General features: G+C 70.2%; 16 protein-coding genes and 3 pseudogenes. 10 read left to right on the top strand and 9 right to left on the bottom strand.

Features of this window, described 5'->3' with window-relative positions; genetic code table 11:
• The first annotated feature begins 148 nt into the window (after positions 1-148).
• Positions 149-1,048, top strand: a complete 900-nt coding sequence (locus ACFJI0_RS24890; RefSeq protein WP_382322748.1) for a LytTR family DNA-binding domain-containing protein — start codon at positions 149-151, stop codon at positions 1,046-1,048.
• Positions 1,049-1,441: 393 nt separating this feature from the next.
• Here the strand turns inward: ACFJI0_RS24890 and glcF are convergent, their stop codons facing one another.
• The 4 genes from glcF to ACFJI0_RS24870 form a co-directional block, all read right to left on the bottom strand.
• Positions 1,442-2,674: a glycolate oxidase subunit GlcF gene (gene glcF, locus ACFJI0_RS24885; protein ID WP_382322747.1), complete on the bottom strand. Its 1,233-nt coding sequence runs from the start codon at positions 2,672-2,674 to the stop codon at positions 1,442-1,444.
• A 16-nt stretch (positions 2,675-2,690) separates the two neighbouring features.
• On the bottom strand, positions 2,691-3,791 hold the full coding sequence (gene glcE / locus ACFJI0_RS24880) for a glycolate oxidase subunit GlcE (RefSeq protein ID WP_382322746.1): 1,101 nt from the start codon (positions 3,789-3,791) through the stop codon (positions 2,691-2,693).
• Between the two features lie 74 nt (positions 3,792-3,865).
• Complete coding sequence (locus tag ACFJI0_RS24875) at positions 3,866-4,090, bottom strand: hypothetical protein (protein WP_382163356.1); 225 nt, start codon at positions 4,088-4,090, stop codon at positions 3,866-3,868.
• A 59-nt stretch (positions 4,091-4,149) separates the two neighbouring features.
• Positions 4,150-4,938 (bottom strand): IclR family transcriptional regulator, encoded by a 789-nt coding sequence (locus ACFJI0_RS24870; RefSeq protein WP_382322745.1) that lies wholly within the window; start codon positions 4,936-4,938, stop codon positions 4,150-4,152.
• Between the two features lie 115 nt (positions 4,939-5,053).
• Between ACFJI0_RS24870 and ACFJI0_RS24865 the strand changes: the two are divergent.
• From ACFJI0_RS24865 to ACFJI0_RS24845, 5 genes and pseudogenes are all read left to right on the top strand, one after another.
• Positions 5,054-5,632: pseudogene (locus tag ACFJI0_RS24865) on the top strand (FAD-dependent oxidoreductase); the annotation flags it as partial.
• 160 nt (positions 5,633-5,792) lie between these two features.
• Positions 5,793-6,479 (top strand): FAD-dependent oxidoreductase, encoded by a 687-nt coding sequence (locus ACFJI0_RS24860; RefSeq protein WP_382325820.1) that lies wholly within the window; start codon positions 5,793-5,795, stop codon positions 6,477-6,479.
• A 20-nt stretch (positions 6,480-6,499) separates the two neighbouring features.
• Positions 6,500-6,808, top strand: a pseudogene (locus ACFJI0_RS24855) (Bug family tripartite tricarboxylate transporter substrate binding protein); the annotation flags it as partial.
• Positions 6,809-6,884: 76 nt separating this feature from the next.
• Positions 6,885-7,142 (top strand): annotated as a pseudogene (locus ACFJI0_RS24850) (tripartite tricarboxylate transporter substrate-binding protein); the annotation flags it as partial.
• A gap of 88 nt (positions 7,143-7,230) precedes the next feature.
• Positions 7,231-7,476 (top strand): tripartite tricarboxylate transporter substrate-binding protein, encoded by a 246-nt coding sequence (locus ACFJI0_RS24845; RefSeq protein WP_382322744.1) that lies wholly within the window; start codon positions 7,231-7,233, stop codon positions 7,474-7,476.
• Here ACFJI0_RS24845 and ACFJI0_RS24840 read toward each other — a convergent pair.
• On the bottom strand, positions 7,473-7,994 hold the full coding sequence (locus tag ACFJI0_RS24840) for a DinB family protein (RefSeq protein WP_382322743.1): 522 nt from the start codon (positions 7,992-7,994) through the stop codon (positions 7,473-7,475). The genes ACFJI0_RS24845 and ACFJI0_RS24840 overlap by 4 nt on opposite strands.
• Before the next feature lie 91 nt (positions 7,995-8,085).
• Between ACFJI0_RS24840 and ACFJI0_RS24835 the strand changes: the two genes are divergently transcribed.
• Positions 8,086-8,694, top strand: a complete 609-nt coding sequence (locus tag ACFJI0_RS24835) for a TetR/AcrR family transcriptional regulator (RefSeq protein WP_382322742.1) — start codon at positions 8,086-8,088, stop codon at positions 8,692-8,694.
• 69 nt (positions 8,695-8,763) lie between these two features.
• Here the strand turns inward: ACFJI0_RS24835 and amt are convergent, their stop codons facing one another.
• Positions 8,764-10,179, bottom strand: a complete 1,416-nt coding sequence (gene amt, locus ACFJI0_RS24830; RefSeq protein ID WP_382163367.1) for an ammonium transporter — start codon at positions 10,177-10,179, stop codon at positions 8,764-8,766.
• A gap of 32 nt (positions 10,180-10,211) precedes the next feature.
• The gene (locus tag ACFJI0_RS24825) at positions 10,212-10,550 is read right to left on the bottom strand and encodes a P-II family nitrogen regulator (RefSeq protein WP_291124926.1); all 339 of its coding nucleotides are present in this window, start codon (positions 10,548-10,550) and stop codon (positions 10,212-10,214) included.
• A 333-nt stretch (positions 10,551-10,883) separates the two neighbouring features.
• Here ACFJI0_RS24825 and ACFJI0_RS24820 point away from each other — a divergent pair, with 333 nt between their 5' ends.
• From ACFJI0_RS24820 to ACFJI0_RS24810, 3 genes are all read left to right on the top strand, one after another.
• Positions 10,884-12,446, top strand: a complete 1,563-nt coding sequence (locus ACFJI0_RS24820; RefSeq protein WP_382322741.1) for a YifB family Mg chelatase-like AAA ATPase — start codon at positions 10,884-10,886, stop codon at positions 12,444-12,446.
• Between the two features lie 63 nt (positions 12,447-12,509).
• Complete coding sequence (locus tag ACFJI0_RS24815) at positions 12,510-14,111, top strand: hypothetical protein (RefSeq protein ID WP_382322740.1); 1,602 nt, start codon at positions 12,510-12,512, stop codon at positions 14,109-14,111.
• Between the two features lie 41 nt (positions 14,112-14,152).
• Positions 14,153-14,698 carry a hypothetical protein gene (locus tag ACFJI0_RS24810; protein WP_382322739.1) on the top strand — a complete coding sequence of 182 codons (546 nt, stop codon included), beginning with the start codon at positions 14,153-14,155 and terminating at the stop codon, positions 14,696-14,698.
• 60 nt (positions 14,699-14,758) lie between these two features.
• Here ACFJI0_RS24810 and ACFJI0_RS24805 read toward each other — a convergent pair whose 3' ends face one another.
• Positions 14,759-15,475, bottom strand: coding sequence for a Bug family tripartite tricarboxylate transporter substrate binding protein (locus tag ACFJI0_RS24805; RefSeq protein WP_382322738.1), 717 nt, complete (start codon positions 15,473-15,475; stop codon positions 14,759-14,761).
• 278 nt (positions 15,476-15,753) lie between these two features.
• Entirely contained in the window at positions 15,754-16,758 is a 1,005-nt protein-coding gene (locus ACFJI0_RS24800; RefSeq protein ID WP_382322737.1) for a dihydrodipicolinate synthase family protein, read from the bottom strand.
• Between the last annotated feature and the right edge of the window lie 68 nt (positions 16,759-16,826).

Genomic DNA, 16,826 nt, shown 5'->3' with positions numbered 1-16,826 from the left:
AGGGCCCCTCGGTCGGACGGGAAAGGCGCCGATTCTTGGCCCGGCGCGCGCTCCCACGCAGCGCTTTGGGACGACCCGTGGGCCGGCTGTGACGGGTGGCTCACCGCAGGGATGGGCGGGGCGGCCCCTCGGGCCTAGACTGGCGGCCATGGCCTATGCACCCGACTGGTTTGCGCGCTACCCGGCGATCCGCCGCCGGGTCGAAGTGGCGTTCTGGGTGGGGGTGCTGGCGCTGCAGGCGGCCTTCAACACCCTGGTGGCCTGGGTGGACCTGCCGCGGGTCGCCGCGTGGCAGCCGGTGGTGTGGGAGGTCTCCAGCGCCCTGGCCACCGGCCTGCTGATCCCGGCGATCGTGGTGTTCGAGCGCGGCGTGCCGCTGCGCTGGGAGACGCTGCGCACCGCCCTGCCGCTGCATCTGGTGGCCAGCGTGGTGTTCTGCGTCCTGCATGTGGCGGGCATGGTGTTGCTGCGCCAGGCCGCCTACGCGCTCGTGGGCGCGCGCTATGGCTTCGGCGATTGGCCGCTGCAGCTGGCTTACGAGTACCTGAAGGACGTGCGCAGTTACGCCCTGATCGTCGCGGCGCTGATGAGCTACCGCTTTCTGATGCTGCGGCTCACCGGCGAGGCGAAGCTGCTCGATGCCCCGGAGCCGGCCCCTGGCGGCGCCGACGCGGCGCCCTTGCCCGCGCCGCGTCCGGCGCGTTTTCTGGTGCGCAAGCTGCGCCGCGAGTTCCTGGTGGCCGCGTCGGACATCGAGTGGGTGCAGGCCCAGGGCAATTACGTGGGGTTGCACGTCAATGGGCACGACTATCTGCTGCGCTCGACGTTCACCGAGTTCCTGCAGCAGCTGGACCCGGAGCGTTTCGTGCGCGTGCACCGCAGCCACGCGGTGAACCTCGACCATGTCGCCGAGATCGAGCCGCTGGACAGCGGCGATGCGCGCCTGACCATGCGCGATGGCTCCACGGTGCCCTGCAGCCGCCGCCATCGGGATGCGATCGGCCAGCGCGGCCGCGTCTCACCCGGCTCAGCGGCGGCGGCGCGCTGAAGGCCCTGGCGGGAGACCTCGCGTCAGGACAGTGGCGGGATCCGACTGCTCCGGCCCTGCTCGCGGGCGTCTGCCCGGGCACGCAAACGTCACTTCATCAACACCACGGTTGGCGCGCACCCTCTGTGGCAACCGCGAATGGGGGCCTGCGCATTCGGACGCCGCCACTGTCCTGCAAGAAGCGTGGGCACACCCAGCTTGGCACGCCTACTTTTGTCGTGGGGCGGGTGGTCCGGGCAGGAGGGCGCCGGCCCCATTCGCGGTTGCCACAGAGGGTGCGCGCCCACCCGGTGTTGACGAAAGGGTGGCGGTGGGCCCGGGCAGACGCCCGCGAGCGGCCGGCGCCAGCCTGCCCGGACCACCCGACCTCGTCAACCCGGTGGAGCGGAAAACTCAGAACCCCAAAGCCTCGTCTAGCACCTCGACCCAGTGCCGCACCGGCGTGGCCGTGCCGCTCTGCAGGTGCGTGATGCAACCGATGTTGGCGCTGGCGATCACCGCCGGCCGCAGCTCATCCAGGTGGCCGAGCTTGCGGTCGCGCAGGGTGTGCGCGATCTCGGGGTTGAGCACCGAGTAGGTGCCGGCCGAACCGCAGCACAGATGCGCCTCGTTGTTCGCCACCTGCACCGTGAAACCCAAGGCACCCAGGTGCTGCTCCACACCGCCCTTGAGTTGCTGGCCGTGCTGCAGCGTGCAGGGCGGGTGGAAGGCCACCACGCGCGCCGCGTCCGGCGCCTGCTTCAACAAGGGCCGCAGCACCGGCACCAGCGCGGGCAGCAGCTCGCTCAGGTCGCGCGTGAGTTCGCTCACGCGCGCGGCCTTGGCCGCATAGGCCGGGTCGCCCTGAAGGATGTGCCCGTACGCCTTCACCGTCACACCACAGCCCGAGGCGTTCATCACGATGGCCTCGACGCCGCCTTCGATCAGCGGCCACCACGCGTCGATGTTGGCGCGCATCTGGGCGCGCCCGCCGTCCTGGTCGTTCAGGTGGAACTTCACCGCGCCACAGCACCCGGCCTCGGGCGCGAGCACCCCCTGGATGCCGGCGGCGTCGAGCACGCGCACCGTGGCGGCGTGGATGCTGGGCATCATCGCCGGCTGCACGCAGCCCGCGAGCAGGAGCACGCGGCGCGCGTGCGTGCGCGTGGGCAAGGCGCCGGCCGCGCGCGGCGCGGGCACCTTGTCCTTGAGCAGGCCGGGCAGCAACGGTCGCACCATCTGGCCGAGCTTCATGGCCGGCGCGAACAGCGGCGAGGTCAGGCCCTCCTTGAGCAACCAGCGCACGGCCTTTTCACCCATCGGGCGCGGCACCTTTTCGTCCACGATCTGGCGGCCGATGTCGACCAGGTGGCCGTAGTCCACCCCGCTCGGGCAGGTGCTTTCGCAGTTGCGGCAGGTGAGGCAGCGGTCCAGGTGCAGCTGGGTCTTGCGCGTGGGCTCGGCGCCTTCGAGCACCTGCTTCATCAGGTAGATGCGCCCGCGTGGGCCGTCGAGTTCGTCGCCGAGCAGCTGGTAGGTGGGGCAGGTGGCGGTGCAGAAGCCGCAGTGCACGCACTTGCGCAGGATGGCCTCGGCCGCGCGGCCGTCGGCGCGCTGCTGGTATTCGGGAGAGAGCTGGGTTTGCATGGTCGCTCGGTTCCGGTCAGCCCATGCGGCCCGGGGTGAAGATGCCCGCCGGGTCGAACTCGGCGCGCAGGCGTTGCGTGATGGTCTGGATGGCGGTGGCCGCCGGGTGGAAGCGCGGCACGCCGGGCGCGCCGTCGGCCCCGGCGCGGAACAGCGTGGCGTGGCCGTTCACGGCCGCGGTGGCCGCGCGGATCTGGCCGGCCGCGCCCGCGGGCGCCCACAGCCAGCGCTGCGCGCCCTGCCATTCGATCAGCGGGGCCCAGGGCAGGTCCAGCACCGGCGCGGTCTGCGGCACCGACAGGCGCCACAGGCCCAGGTCGGCCGCCGGTGCCTCGAAGAACGGCAGGCGCTGGTCGCGGGCGTCGGCCCAGTCGCGGCCGGCCTGCGCGGGGTCCAGGCGGGTGCCGCCGGCCTCGCGCGCCAGGCGCTCGCAGGCGGCCTCCACCGCCGCGACGGCACCGCGCAGGCGCACGGTGAGGCGGTCCGCGGTCCAGCGGCTGGCGTTGACCGGCAGTGGCTGGCCGCCCCAGCGGTGCACTTGCTCCAGCGCCTCGTGCTGGCCGAGTGCAAACACGAGCGTGGCCTCGGCCGGCGCCACCGGCAGCACCTTGAGGCTGACCTCGGTGATCACGCCCAGCGTGCCCAGGGAGCCCGCGAGCACGCGGCTCACGTCGTAGCCGGCCACGTTCTTCATGACCTGGCCACCGAAGGTGAGCAGCTCGCCGCGCCCGTTGATGAAGCGCGCGCCGAGCACGTAGTCGCGCACCGCGCCGGCGCTGGCGCGCGCCGGGCCGGCCAGGCCCGCGGCGACCATGCCGCCCACAGTGCCGCCAGGGCCGAAGTGCGGTGGTTCGAACGGGAAACACTGGCCGCGCTCGGCCAGCACCGCCTCCAGCTCGGCCAGTGGCGTGCCCGCGCGCACCGTGACCACCAGCTCGGTCGGCTCGTAGCTGACGATGCCCGACCAGCCGGTGGTGGACAGGGTGTCACCCGCGACGGCCTCGCCGTAGAAGGCCTTGGTGCGGCCTCCGGCGATGTGCAGGGGTGCGTGCGCGGCCGCGGCGGCGCGGACCCGGTCGATCAGTTCGCCGGGGGTCTCGTGGGGCGGGAAAGACATGGCGACGATGGTAGTCGCCCGACCTCTTTCCGGCTTTGAATTTTCTGCACGCCGCGATGCAATCGCGGCGTGCCCTAACGGGTGTAGCCCATGCACATGCCGGCGTTGGGCCGGCCCTGGCACTCGCGCTTGAGGCGCTTGTCGCGCGCGGCCGGCGCTTCTTCCGACGGCGCCTTGTGGAACGTGACCTTGGACGGCGCTTTTCGCTGACCGCCGCTGGCGGCCTGCCCCGGCAGGCTGCTCAGGCCCAGGCTGGCGAACAGAACGAGGGCGACAAGGCGCGGTGGTGCACGGAACATGGGACTCCTCCTGAATGTGGGTGTCGGGCGCGCATCATAGGCGCGGCCGGCAGGCGATATCAGGGGGGGTATCGCAGCGGCGCCAGCTGCGCGGCGATGCGCTCGGCCTCGGCACGCAGCAAGGTCAGCAGGCGCGGCTGGCGGGCCGCCAGGTCGGCCCCGGTCGCGGCCAGGCTCAGCGAGGCCACCGGCGCCCCCGACGGGCTGCGGATCGCCACGCCCAGGGCGGCGATGCCCGGGATGATGTCCTCCTGGTTGAAGCCATAACCGAGCCGGCGCGAGCGCTGCACCATGCGCCGCACCGCCGTCTGGCGCGCCTCGCCCCGGCGCACGATGGCCTGCAGGTTCTGCGCTTCCAGCCGCGTCTGCTCGGCGCGGGGCAACGCGATCAGCATGGCGACCCCACCGGCCGAGAGGCTCAATGGGCGGCGCGTGCCCACGTCCACGGTGTAGGCCTTGAGTGCCTTGCGGCCCTCGAAGCGCGCCACGCACACCGACTCGGCGCCGCTGCGCACGTTCAGGAACACGATGTCGCGCGTTTCGGCGGCCAGCCGCGCGAGCCCGGGCGCGGCCAGGCGTTCGATCGCGAAGTGCGGCGCGGCGGCCACGCCGAACTCGTGGGCCAGCGGCCCCAGCGAGTAGCGCCGCGTGCCCGGCACCCGCACGGCCAGCCCCTCGTCGAGCAGGCAGGCCAGCATGCGGTGCACGGTCGAATGTTCCAGCCCGGCCTCCTGCGCGAGGTCGCTCAGCCGCCAGCCGGTGGCGGTGCGCATGGACAGCAGGCGCAGCAGGCCGATGGCGCGGTGCAGGCTGCGGGCCCCATCGGGCGAAGAAATGGCGGAAGACATTTTGTCCACTATACGGAAAAACCGGGCGCACCCATGCCCCTGCCATCGACCGCGCTCGGAATAATTTCCCCAGGGCCGATCACGGGATCGGCACACCAACGGAAAGTGGGACACGATGCAGACATTCGAGGATTTCGCGGTCACGCGCCAGGCGATGGACAGCGATGTGGTGGTGCTGGGCGCCGGCGCGGCGGGCGTGGCGGCGGCCCTGGCCGCGGCGCGCGGCGGCGCGCGCGTCACGCTGGTGGAGGCCGGCGCCCTGCCCGGCGGCGAGCTGGTCAGCGGCATGGCGATCGACGGCGCGCTCAACGCGCGCGGCGAATGGATCCTGGGCGGCACGGGCCGCGAGCTGCTGGCCGAGTGCGAGCGCCTGGGCGGCTACATCGGGCCGCTCAACGACTGGCGGCTGATCTGGTACGTGTGCCTGGACCCGGAGGTGATGAAGCTCGCGGTGGCGCGCTGCCTGGCGCGCGCCGGTGTGCAGCTGCTGCTGCACACCACCGCCACCGGCGTGGTGCGCGACGGCGGCACGGTGCACGCGCTGCAGGTGCGCAACAAGGAGGGCCTGACCGAGATCCGCGCGCCGCTGTTCATCGACTGCTCGGGCGACGCCGACATCGTGCGCGCCGCGGGCGGCCAGGCGCTGCACGGCGGCAGCCAGGGCGAGATGCAGCCGGTCTCCATGATGTTCCGCATGGCCGGCGTGCGCACCGCGCCGCTGCTCGAGTTCCTGCACGCGCACCCCGAGCACTTCGCGCTGGGCGAGAGCGAGGCGATCCGCCAGGGCCGCACCGACCAGGCCCTGGCGCAGGCCGCGCAGGCCCAGGGCGAGCCCACGGTGTTCCTCAAGGGCGATGGCCCGCTGGTGGCGGGCGCGATCGAACGCGGCGAGCTCTACCCCACGGCGCTCATCATGGTCCAGCCCACCTCGCGCCAGCGCGGCGAGGTCTGCCTCAACAGCACGCGCGTGGGCGGCATCGACGGCACCCGCACGCAGGCCCTCAGCGCCACGCTGCGCCACGCTGTCCGACCAGGTCTGGCAATGCAGCGCGTTCATGCAGCGCCATGTGCCGGGCTTCGAGCAGGCCGGTTTCAGCGGCATCGCCACCCGCGTGGGCGTGCGCGAGACGCGCCGCATCGTCGGCCACGACAGCCTGTCGGAAGACGACGTGCTGAGCGCGCGCAAGCGCGACGACGGCATCGCCAAGGGCTCGCACCACGTGGACATCCACCAGTCGGGCACCGGGCAGATCCGCATTCCGGTGCGCGATGGGGGTTCCTACGACATTCCCTGGGGCTGCCTGCTGCCGCAGGGCGTGCGCAACGTGGTGGCGGCCGGGCGCATCTTTTCCTCGGACCGCGGCGCCAACGGCTCGGCGCGCGTGATGGGCCCCTGCCTGGCCATGGGCCAGGCCGCGGGCACCGCCGCGGCCCTGCTGCTCGACAGCGGCGCCGGTGTTGCCGACTTCGCCACCTTGCCCGTGCAGGCGCTGCGCTCGCGCCTGCAGGCCGACGGCGCCATCCTGGACGGCACGCACTGATCCCGATTTCCCCCACCACAATGAGGAGACACACCATGAAAAAAACCATCACCGCCCTGCTGCTGGCCGCCTGCGGCCTCACCGCGCACGGCGCGAGCGACTACCCCAGCGCTCCCGTGCGCATCGTGGTGCCGTTCCAGGCCGGTGGCCTGACCGACATCCTGGCGCGCGCGATCGCGCAGCACGCCAGCCCGCGCCTGGGCCAGCCCTTCGTGGTGGAGAACAAGCCCGGGGCCAGCGGCAACATCGGCGCCGACACCGTCGCCAAGAGCAAGCCCGACGGCCTGACGCTGCTGATGGGCTCGATCGGCACCAACGCGGTGAACGCCCACCTGTTCTCGCGCATGCCCTACGACACGCTCAAGGACTTCACGCCCATCAGCCTGGTGCGCCAGCGGCACGCTGATGCTGGTGACCAACCCGGCCGTGCCGGCCACCGACATGCGCTCGCTGCTGGCCTATGCGCGCGCCAACCCCGGCAAGCTGACCTACGCCTCCGGCGGCGCGGGGGCCTCGCAGCACCTCGCGGGCGAGTTGCTCAAGACGATGGCGAACGTGGACATCGTGCACGTGCCCTACAAGGGCGTGGTGCAGGGCGTGACCGACGTGGTGGCCGGTCAGGTGAACATGACCTTCGACCTGGCCACGGTGGAGCCGCACATCCGCGCCGGCAAGCTGCGCCCGATCGCGGTGGCGCAACGCGCGGCGTTCGTCCGCCTTCCCCGAGGTGCCCACCATCGCCGAGTCCGGCGTGCCCGGCTACGAGGTCAGCGCCTGGTACGGCCTGTTCGCGCCGGCCGGCACGCCGCCGGCCATCGTGCAGCGGCTGCAGGCCGAGGTGGTGAGCGCGCTGAAAGACCCGGCCCTGCTGCAGCGCCTGAGCGCGCTGGGCGCCGAGCCCGCCGGCAGCACGCCCGAGGAGCTGTCGCGCTTCGTGCGCAGCGAGTACGACAAGTGGGGCAAGGTGGTCCGGCAGGCTGGCATCCGGCTCGACTAGAGAACCCCCGCCGGTGCGGCCCGCCGCTGAGGCTCGCGGCCATGCAGGTGGACCGCGAAGGTGTCCCAGGGCAGTGGCGCGCCGGCCTGGCGAAGCAGGCGCCCCACCTCGCCCCGGTGGTAGCTGCCGTGCACGATCACGTGCAGCAGCATTTCCTCGCGCGTCATGCACCCTCGGTCTCCATCGGTGAAGGCGAAAGGCCAGGGCTCGGCCAGCGCCTCGGGGGTCAGGTCGCGCAGGTGGTCCAGGTACCAGCGGTCCGCGTTGCGCAGGGCCTTCCCCAGGGCCGCCAGCGTCGGCGTGTCGGGCGTGTTGTCCGCCGTGAAGCCGTGCGGCTGCCCGGTCAGGTGGGCCATGAAGATCCGGTTGACGGTCAGGACGTGGTTGAGCAGCCGCAGCGCGTCGTGCCGCGCCGGGGCGTGGCCCCCGGCATCGAGCCCTTGGAGTGCGTCGACGAGTTCGCCGTGCGCCCAGGCCTGGTAGCGGAACAGGCTTTGCAGCGATGCCAGAGAGCTCATGGCCCATCTCCTTCAGAATGTGAGTCAATGGCTCACATCCTCTGACCTGGGAGGCCGCATGTCTACTCGCATTCCCGCCGCGTCCGCGCCCATGCGCAAACAACCTCGCCAGGCCCGCTCGCGCACGACGGTGGACGCGATCGTCCAGGCAGGGGCTCGCATTCTGGGCCAGCGCGGCTGGGCGGGGTTCACGACCAACGCGGTCGCGGAGGCCGCCGGCGTGAGCATCGGATCGCTCTACCAGTACTTTCCCGACAAGCACGCGCTGATCGACGCGATCCGCCGCCAGCACCTGGACGATTGCCTGTCGGCGGTGCAAAAGCCGGCCGCCGGGAAAAGCCTGAGGCGGTACGTCGAAGCACTCGTCGACGACATGATCGCGGTGCACGCCGGGAACCCTGGCCTGCACCAGGTCCTGCTCGACGAGGTCCTGGCCGCCGAAGGCCTGCGCGACCCGCACAGCGCCTTCGAAAAAACCTACCTGGGCTGCCACGCCAGCGCCGTCGCCCACTACCGCGGCCAGGCGACCGCGGCGGCCGCGGACGCGCTCGCGGGCACCCTCGTGTCCGACGCGCTGGATGGCGTCATCCACAACGCCATCCGCCGCGGCGAGCTGGCGTCGACGGCGGTCCGCTCGGAACTGGTGCGCCTGCTGCTGCTGTACCTGAGGGACGTCGCCCGCCGCCGAGCCCCGGCATGAAAAAAGCCCGCGGGCCTGTCGGCTCGCGGGCTGGACCTCCCACCAGGGGGAGATCGATCCCAGGAGAACTCAGCGGTTGTAGGCCGTCTCGCCGTGCGAGGTGATGTCCAGGCCTTCGCGCTCGGCTTCTTCGCTGACGCGCAGGCCGACCATCATGTCCACGATCTTGTAGGCCACGAACGACACCACGCCGGACCAGACGATGGTCACAAGCACGCTCTTGATCTGCACCCAGAGCTGGGCGCCGATGGCGTAGTCGTCGGCCTTGACGCCGCCCAGGCTGGAGGCGGCGAACACCGCCGTCAGGATGGCGCCGACGATGCCGCCGACACCGTGCACGCCGAACACGTCGAACGCGTCGTCGGCACCCAGCATCTTCTTGAGACCACCCACGCCCCACAGGCAGACCAGGCCGGCGATCAGACCGAGGGCGATGGAGCCCATCGGGCCGATGAAGCCAGCGGCCGGCGTGACCGCCACCAGGCCGGCGACGGCACCCGAAGCGGCACCCAGCATGGAGCCCTTGCCCTTGTGCAGCGCTTCACCCGCGATCCAGGACAGCGTGGCCGCGCCGGTGGCGAGGATGGTGTTGATGAAGGCCAGACCGGCCACGCCGTTGGCGGCACCCGCCGAGCCGGCGTTGAAGCCGAACCAGCCGACCCACAGCAGCGAGGCACCGACCATGGTCAGCGTCAGGCTGTGCGGGGTGAGCGCTTCCTTGCCGTAGCCGATGCGCTTGCCCACCACGTAGGCACCCACCAGACCGGCGATACCGGCGTTGATGTGCACCACGGTGCCGCCAGCGAAGTCCAGCGCGCCGTCGGCGCCCAGCAGACCACCGCCCCAGACCATGTGGGCCATCGGGATGTAGCTGAAGGTGAACCAGATCACGGAGAACAGCAGCACGGCCGAGAACTTGATGCGCTCGGCGAACGAGCCCACGATCAGCGCGCAGGTGATGGCCGCGAAGGTCGACTGGAAGGCCACGAAGACGAACTCGGGGATCGTCGGCAGCAGGCCCGAGAGCGTGTCGGCCGTGATGCCCTTGAGGAAGACCTTGTCGAAGCCGCCCACGAACTTGCCTTCGCCCACGAAGGTCAGGCTGTAGCCGTAGACGCACCAGAGGATGGTGATCAGCGAGAAGATGACGAACACGTGCATCAGCACCGACAGCATGTTCTTCGAACGGGCCAGGCCGCCGTAGAACAGGGCCAGGCCCGGGATGGTCATCAGGATGACCAGCATGGTGGAGGTCAGCATCCAGGCGGTGTCGCCGGTGTCCAGCGCGGGCGCGGCAGCGGCCGGCGCGGCTTCGGCGGCGGCAGCGGGGGCTGCTTCAGCCGCAGCGGGGGCCGCGGCCGGCGCCGCTTCGGCAGGGGCGGCGGCCGCGGGGGCCTCCGCGGGCGCGGCGGTCTGCGCCATGGCGTTCAGGCCACCGAAGGCCAGGCCCATGCCCAGGAACAGGGTTGCGATGAGTTTTTTCATGTCCGTGATCTTTCTTGTTCAGGGGGCGGCGATCAGAGCGCTTCCTTGCCGGTCTCGCCGGTCCGGATGCGCACCACCTGTTCCAGGGAAGTGACGAAAATCTTGCCGTCGCCGATCTTGCCGGTGCGCGCGGCACCTTCGATGGCTTCGATCACGCGCTCGACGAGCTCGTCGGACACGGCGGCCTCGATCTTGACCTTGGGCAGAAAGTCGACCACGTACTCCGCGCCGCGGTACAGCTCGGTGTGGCCCTTCTGGCGGCCGAAGCCCTTGACTTCGGTGACGGTGATGCCTTGCACGCCCATGCCGGAAAGTGCTTCGCGCACTTCGTCCAGCTTGAACGGCTTGATGATGGCTGAAACCATTTTCATGCTGTGATTCCTCTTCTAGAACGGAAGGGTGCTCAGACCGGAGGGCCGACACCGCGGTTTGCGGAGGGACCATGGAACTCCACGGCCCGGATTCAATCGCTTACACCCCCAAGCATGGACCGTGCCAACGGCCCCCGCCCGCGTACCCCCCCGGGTTCGGGTCCTGGCGGCCACCTACAGTTGGGCCGCGCGCCCGGATTTTTCAGGCGCCACCGCCGCCCCGATCGCCCACGGCCACACCAAAGCTGTGCGCACCAATTGGGTGCGGCCCACGGGGCGCCTTTTGCCCCAGCGGGTGGCCTGGGCGCGCACCGAAACAGGGAGAAACCACACATGAGTCTGTCATTGGTGCACAGCCGCGCGCTGCTCGGCCTGGAAGCCCGCCCGGTCTGCGTCGAGGTCCACCTCGCCAACGGCCTGCCCAGTTTCACGCTGGTCGGCCTGGCCGACACCGGCGTGAAGGAAGCGCGCGAGCGCGTGCGCTCGGCCATCGCCAACGCGGGGCTGGAGTTCCCGTCGAACAAGCGCATCACCGTGAACCTGGCGCCGGCCGACCTGCCCAAGGACTCCGGCCGCTTCGATCTGCCGATCGCCCTGGGCATCCTCGCCGCCAGCGGGCAGATCGACGCGGCGCGGCTGGCCGGCTGGGAGTTCGCGGGCGAGCTCTCGCTCGGTGGTGAGCTGCGGCCGGTGCGCGGCGCGCTGGCCATGAGCCTGGCCGTGCACCGGCAGGACACCGAGCGCCCGACCCGCCTGGTGCTGCCGCCGGGCAGCGCCGAGGAAGCGGCGCTGGTGCCGCAGGCGCAGGTCTACCGCGCGCGCCACCTGCTCGATGTGGTCGCGCGCTTCCTGCCCGAGCGCGAGTCCGACACGGCGCCACCGCCGCCACCCGACGAGGCCGGCTGGGCCCGCCTGGCGCCCACCGCGCGCGCCGCCCTGCCCCGCTACCCCGACCTGATCGACGTCAAGGGCCAGGTGGCCGCCAAGCGCGCGCTGGAGATCGCCGCGGCCGGCGGCCACAGCCTGTTGCTGGTCGGCCCGCCGGGCTCGGGCAAGTCCATGCTGGCCCAGCGTTTTGCCGGCCTGCTGCCGCCCATGGGCACGCTGGAGGCGCTGGAGTCCGCCGCCGTGGCCTCGCTGGCCGGGCGCTTCAGCCTGGAGCGCTGGGGCCAGCGCCCGACCTGCGCGCCCCACCACAGCGCCAGCGCCGTGGCCCTGGTGGGGGGCGGCTCGCCGCCGCGGCCGGGCGAGATCTCCATGGCGCACCAGGGCGTGCTGTTCCTCGACGAGCTGCCGGAATTTCCACGCTCGGCGCTGGAGGCCCTGCGCGAGCCGCTGGAGAGCGGCCACATCCGCATCTCGCGCGCGGCCATGCAGAGCGAGTTCCCGGCGCGCTTCCAGCTCATCGGCGCGATGAACCCCTGCCCCTGCGGTTTTCTGGGCCACCCCACGCGCGCCTGTCGCGACACGCCCGACCAGATCGCGCGTTACCAGGGCAAGCTCAGCGGCCCGCTGCTCGACCGCATCGACCTGCATGTGGAGGTGCCCGCGCTGCCGCCGGACGACCTGCTGCACGGCGCGGCCGGCGAGCCCAGCGCCACCGTGCGTGAGCGCGTGCACCTCGCGCGCCAGCGCGCACAGGCCCGCCAGGGCAGCACCAACCAGACCCTGGCCGGGCAGGCGCTGGACGCGCACGTGAACGCCGAACCGGCCGCGCTGAAGTTCCTGCACACCGCCGCCGCGCGCCTGGGCTGGAGCGCGCGCAGCACGCACCGCGCCCTGCGCGTGGCGCGCACCATCGCCGACCTCTCGGGCGCGGAAGCGGTGGCCACCGCGCACGTGGCGGAGGCGGTGCAGTACCGCCGGGTGTTGCGACACTCAGAACCCCAAAAATGAGGTATTTACATTGATTTTTGGTTTTGAAAAATAGGAAGAAGGAATTCAAAATCAAGGATGCATATGCAAAAGGGACTTCGTTTTTGGTTATGGGTATTGCTGTTCCTCGGGGCCACCACGCACCTTCGGGCCAACGCCGAAGCCACATGCTTCTCCCTGTACTCGTGGGGCGATGTCTCCTTCCCCGCCGAGTGGGCGCTGACGCCGCAGCAAAAACTGCAGCACGAGTTCTTTGATGGTTATCGCGCCTACCGAGGGGATCCCTCCATGGCCGAATTCCTCTATGCGAGCTTCGGCGCCATCCCACTCCGATGTGATCCTCCGGCCCGTGGGCAGTACACCCGCTGTGAGTACTGGGGCGGGTCCACTTCATCAGGGGTGCTTTACAACGTTCCCGAGCCTTATAGCTACCGGGTGGAAGTGCGGGAACTGCGGGCGCTCAACACCCTCTGCGATGCCAAGGGGGTGTGCAAGCAGAGCGATGACCCCAACGCCTACGCAGCCTGCGTGACACCCACCTACATGCCCTACACCGTGACGCTGGTTGGCACCCACGACACCGTCGACAAGGAACTCACGCCCATCGATCTCACGGCCCAGGTATCGCTCGACGGCAGGCCGATCACCCAGCACCCCGTCAAGGTTCAGCTTTCCGACAACGGCCAGCATGGCGGCCTGCTGTGTGGGGCGGGATGCAACCACTGGCGAACCGACAGCAACGGCCGTCTGCTGCTGCAGTACGTGCCCAAGCAACGCTCCAACACCCCCATCACCTTCACCGCCACCTGCACCGACTGCAGCAACTCGGGGTGGTGGACGGTGAAGTCGCGAAAGGAAGTGGTGATCGGGTTCTTCAACGGGGTGGCGAATACGAGAGAGGCAGCACAGAAAAGCATTGACCGGCTCGAAGTCGAATTCGGCTCTCAGCACAATGAAGCGCCACTCAAGTACGACTGGTTCTACAACCAGACCGCTTGCGGGGAAGGTGTGATGGGCAAACCCTCGTGCCTTGAAGACGTGGCCGAGGTGTTCGAGCAGCGCAGCCGGGAACTGGGCGGCGTGTTCGCCGACCGCTGGGAAACCTTCTGGGACATTCTGACCGGGCGCCATCAGCACGACACCTCGACCACCGGGCGCCTGCTCCACCTGCTGGGCACCGGGGGAAACGCCTTGTTGCAGTGGCTGGACGCCACCGCCAGCGCCGCCCTCAACCAGCTGACAGCCAGCACGCTCAAGCTGCTCACGCTGTTCACCCAGTCCCCCACCTACGAAAACCGGGCCGCCCACCTTGAACGGCTGCTGCGCTATGCCGACGAGGGCGCCAGCCTGCTGCTGGTGGCCCACTCGCAAGGCAACCTCTTCGTCAACAACGCCCACGATGCCATCCGGGCTGCGCGTCCGAACGTCGCGGCCCAGGTGGTGCATGTCGCTCCAGCTTCGCCCACGCTGCGAGGCGACTATGTGCTCGCCAGCATCGACCTGGTCATCAACGGTTTGCGCCTCACCGGTGCCAACAGCGTGCCGCCCGCCAACATCACCATTCCCCCGCGCCTCAGGGACGCGACGGGCCATGGCTTCGAGCCTACCTACCTCGACACGGCGCGCGCGGCCTACGCCCGCACCCGGGGCTTGATCGTCCAGTCGCTGGACACGCTCATCCACTGACCCACCCACGCACCATGAACCATCATCGTTTTCTCATTTCAATGTTTTCGCTGTTGCTGGTCGCTTGGCTGCCGGCCTGCGGCGGTAACACCACGTCCAGCAACGCGCCGGGCGGCACGCCGCCCCCCGGTTCACCCGCCCCGGCATCGCCCACCCTGGCCGAACAGATCAAGGCCCTGGAAGACAGCGGCCAACTGCCCCAACTGGACCGCTCCAGCGATCTTCGAGGGCCCGATGGCGACAACAACGGCATCCGCGATGACATCGATGCCTGGATCGCGGCCCTGCCCATCACGGATGTGCAAAAGAAAGCAGCGCAACAGGCCGCCCGTGTGCGGCAAGCCGAGTTGCTGGTGGACCAGAACAACAAGGCCGAACTGGACAGGCTGGGCGATGTGTCAATGGCCAGTGTGAAATGCTTGCGACTATCTTTCATGCCTGACTACCAACAGGGCTATGACTTGAGCAGCAAGATCGAAGCCATCACCGCCAACACCAAGCTGCGCGCCAAGCAATACCTTGCCTACAACCGCGCTGTCTCGGGCAGCGCCGGTCGATTGCCCGAGGGCAACACGTGCGATCCCTGACCACGTCTGTCACCGTGGCATCCCATGGCGGACGCTCTTTCAACGACCCGTCGGAAGCCCCTAGTCGATCCGAATGCCCGCTTCCTTCACCACGCTGGCGTAGCGCTGCACGTCGTTCACCAGCGTGCGCATGAACTCATCGCGCGAACGCGGGGCGACCAGCTGCCCCAGGCCGGCCAGCTTGGCCTTGATGCCCTCCTGGGCGAGCGAGCGGTTCAGGCTGGCGTGGAGCTTGTCCAGCACGTCGGTGGGCGTGCCGGCCGGCGCAAGCAGGCCGAGGTTGCTGGAGATGTCCACGTCCTTGATGCCCGACGAGGCCAGCCCGGGCACGCCGGGCAGCATGGGGGAGGGGTTGGCGCTGAGCACCGACAGCGCGCGCAGGCGGCCACCGGCGATGTGCGGCACGGCGCCGGCGTCGGCCACGGTGAAACGCACTTCGTTGGACAGCAAGGCGGTGAGGGCCGGGCCCACGCCTTTGTAGGGCACGTGCAGGAATTTGACGCCGGCCGAACGGGCCAGCAACTCGGCCGAGAGGTGGGGCGCCGCGCCGTTGCCGCTGGAGGCGTACGTGATCTCGCCGGGCTGGGCGCGCGCGGCCTGGATCAGCTCCTGCACCGTGTGTTCGCGCGCCGCGCTGTTGACGGCCAGGATGAAGGGCGACTCGGTGACGAAGCCCACCGCCGTGAACGACTTCACCGGGTCGTAGCTCAGCTTGTTGTACAGCGCGGCGGCCGACGCGTGGCTGATGGTGCCGGTGATGTAGAGCGTGCTGCGCATCGGGCGCGGCGGCCGCGACGTTGGCCGCCCCGATGGTGGTGCCGGCGCCGGGGCGGTTGTCGACGATGACGGGTTGCCCCAGGTCCTGCGCCATGCGCTCGGCGATCGTGCGGGCCGCGACGTCGGTCGAGCCCCCCGGCGGGAAAGGCACGACCAGGCGGATGGGCCGGTTCGGGAAAGGCGCCTGCGCGTGCGCGGGCATGGCCAGCGCGGCGGCCATGCCGGCCGCGGAGATCAACACGGTGCGACGGTTGGGGTTCATGGTGAGGGCCCTCGGGTCAGATGGATTGTTCGGCTTCGCTGCGCACCACGTCCAGGCCGCAGGCGGACATCAGCCGGGCCAGCGTGCGAATCTCTTCGGGGCGGGGGCGCGGCATGGGCGCGCGCATCAGGGGCGAATCGATCAGGCCGCGCAGCCAGGTGGCGATCTTGTAGCGCACGTGCAGTCGGCCCGGCTCCGAATACACGTATTCGTGCAGCTGCGCCATGCCGCCGTTCCAGATCTCGCGCGCGGCCTTCAGATCGAGGCGCTCGAAGGCCTCGATGTGCGCCAGCATGGGCTCCATCGCGTAGTTGAAGGAGCCGCTGATGGCGCCGTCGAACTGCCAGCCGGAGGCCAGGTAGTCGTGGAAGAGGTGGGCACTGGACGGCAGGACCGCCACGTTGGGCAGGTGCTCACGCAGCGCGCGGGCGATCACCCGGGCGCCCTGGGGCGAATAGGTCATCTTCCAGCCCATCACATTGGGCACGGCGCGGCAGATCGCCAGCGTGGCCTCCAGCGGCAGGCCCAGCCCCCACTGCGGTGTGGCGTTGGAGATCGGGTGCGCGAAGATGGGCAGGTCCACCGCCTCCTGCTGCAGGCGGATCTGGTCCAGCCACACCTCGGGGTAGCGGGCCGCGTCCCAGGCCACCGACACGTCCATGGAACCGGCGGGCGGGATGACGAAGATGCCGTCCACGCCGAATTCCTTGGCGTCCTGCGCCGCCTGCACGGCGTCCTTGGTCGTCCAGCCGAAGGTGCCGGCCAGCACCGGCAGCCGGCCGCGGGCTTCCTCCATCACGATCTCCAGCACGCGGCGCTTCTCCTCGCGGCTCAGGTACGAGACCTCGCCCGCTTCGGGGTTCGCGATCAGGCCGCCGACCTGAGCGAAGCGGTGGTCCGCGTAGTAGCGCACCAGCCGGCGCAGCCCGGGCTCGTCGATCTCGTCGTCCTTCAACGGAAGGACCATGGCGGTGTAGAGGCGGTGGGACAGTTTTTTCCGGTCGTCGTCGGACATGGGCATGTGAGGTCTCCTGAGGGCATTGAAATGGCGGTGTCCACGCACGAGATCTCTTGCCCGACCCATGCCAA

The sequence above is a fragment of the Hydrogenophaga sp. UC242_53 genome, assembly GCF_042696965.1.
Lineage (GTDB): Bacteria > Pseudomonadota > Gammaproteobacteria > Burkholderiales > Burkholderiaceae_C > Hydrogenophaga.
This window is presented reverse-complemented; position numbering and strand designations above follow the sequence as displayed.

Coding starts and splice junctions, on each gene's coding strand:
- ACFJI0_RS24890 (WP_382322748.1), top strand. CDS start 149: ATGGCCTATGCACCCGACTGGTTTGCGCGCTACCCGGCGATCCGCCGC.
- glcF (WP_382322747.1), bottom strand. CDS start 2,674: ATGCAAACCCAGCTCTCTCCCGAATACCAGCAGCGCGCCGACGGCCGC.
- glcE (WP_382322746.1), bottom strand. CDS start 3,791: ATGTCTTTCCCGCCCCACGAGACCCCCGGCGAACTGATCGACCGGGTC.
- ACFJI0_RS24875 (WP_382163356.1), bottom strand. CDS start 4,090: ATGTTCCGTGCACCACCGCGCCTTGTCGCCCTCGTTCTGTTCGCCAGC.
- ACFJI0_RS24870 (WP_382322745.1), bottom strand. CDS start 4,938: ATGTCTTCCGCCATTTCTTCGCCCGATGGGGCCCGCAGCCTGCACCGC.
- ACFJI0_RS24860 (WP_382325820.1), top strand. CDS start 5,793: ATGGCCCGCTGGTGGCGGGCGCGATCGAACGCGGCGAGCTCTACCCCA.
- ACFJI0_RS24840 (WP_382322743.1), bottom strand. CDS start 7,994: ATGAGCTCTCTGGCATCGCTGCAAAGCCTGTTCCGCTACCAGGCCTGG.
- ACFJI0_RS24835 (WP_382322742.1), top strand. CDS start 8,086: ATGCGCAAACAACCTCGCCAGGCCCGCTCGCGCACGACGGTGGACGCG.
- amt (WP_382163367.1), bottom strand. CDS start 10,179: ATGAAAAAACTCATCGCAACCCTGTTCCTGGGCATGGGCCTGGCCTTC.
- ACFJI0_RS24825 (WP_291124926.1), bottom strand. CDS start 10,550: ATGAAAATGGTTTCAGCCATCATCAAGCCGTTCAAGCTGGACGAAGTG.
- ACFJI0_RS24820 (WP_382322741.1), top strand. CDS start 10,884: ATGAGTCTGTCATTGGTGCACAGCCGCGCGCTGCTCGGCCTGGAAGCC.
- ACFJI0_RS24815 (WP_382322740.1), top strand. CDS start 12,510: ATGCAAAAGGGACTTCGTTTTTGGTTATGGGTATTGCTGTTCCTCGGG.
- ACFJI0_RS24810 (WP_382322739.1), top strand. CDS start 14,153: ATGTTTTCGCTGTTGCTGGTCGCTTGGCTGCCGGCCTGCGGCGGTAAC.
- ACFJI0_RS24805 (WP_382322738.1), bottom strand. CDS start 15,475: ATGCGCAGCACGCTCTACATCACCGGCACCATCAGCCACGCGTCGGCC.
- ACFJI0_RS24800 (WP_382322737.1), bottom strand. CDS start 16,758: ATGCCCATGTCCGACGACGACCGGAAAAAACTGTCCCACCGCCTCTAC.